At 65.1% G+C, this 954-nt stretch carries 2 protein-coding genes; both read left to right on the top strand.

The window, feature by feature from the left end; genetic code table 11:
- On the top strand, window positions 1-639 hold a 639-nt coding region (locus U4012_RS35550), incomplete at its 5' end, for a branched-chain amino acid ABC transporter permease (RefSeq protein WP_321804547.1).
- 19 nt (window positions 640-658) lie between these two features.
- Window positions 659-954: ABC transporter permease subunit (locus U4012_RS35555; RefSeq protein WP_415750431.1), on the top strand; the 296-nt coding region annotated here is incomplete at its 3' end.

The raw sequence follows: 954 nt of genomic DNA on the forward strand, positions 1-954 counted from the left end.
CTGATCACCGCGATCGGCGTGTCGATCCTGCTGCAGACGGCCGCGATGATCATCTGGTCGCGCAACCCGCTGCCGTTCCCGCAATTGCTGCCGACCGATCCGATCAACGTGATCAAGGCGACCGACACGACGCCCGGCGCCGTGATCTCGGTCACCGAAATCGTGATCATCGCGGTGGCGTTCATCGTGATGGCAGGCCTCTTGCTGCTCGTGCACAAGACCAAGCTCGGCCGCGCGATGCGCGCGATCGCCGAAAGCCCGAACACCGCGAGCCTGATGGGCGTGAACCCGAACTTCGTGATCTCGGCGACGTTCATGATCGGCTCCGCGCTCGCCGCGCTGGCCGGCGTGATGATCGCGTCCGAATACGGCAACGTGCACTTCTACATGGGCTTCATCCCCGGCATGAAGGCGTTCACCGCGGCGGTGCTCGGCGGGATCGGCAACCTCGGCGGCGCGATGGTCGGCGGCGTGGTGCTCGGCCTGATCGAGCAGCTCGGCGCGGGCTACATCGGCAACCTCACGGGTGGCGTGTTCGGCAGTAACTACCAGGACGTGTTCGCATTCATCGTGCTGATCATCGTGCTGGTGTTCCGTCCGTCGGGCCTGCTGGGCGAACGTGTCGCGGACCGCGCGTAACGGAAGGGGAGCAAACAACATGACATCCATTCAACCGATCGAATCCTCGACGTCGCTCGTCGAAGAACGCAACACCGCCAAGACCGTCGTCATCGGCATCCTGACCGCGGCCTTCGTGATCGCGGCGCCGATCATCATCGGCTCGGCAGGCGGCAACTACTGGGTCCGCGTGCTCGACTTCGCGATGCTGTACGTGATGCTCGCGCTGGGCCTGAACGTGGTGGTCGGCTTCGCCGGCCTGCTCGACCTCGGCTACATCGCGTTCTACGCGGTGGGCGCGTACACGGCGGCACTGCTGAGCTCGCCGCACCTGAC

Source organism: Burkholderia sp. BCC1988 (assembly GCF_905339895.1).
GTDB lineage: Bacteria > Pseudomonadota > Gammaproteobacteria > Burkholderiales > Burkholderiaceae > Burkholderia.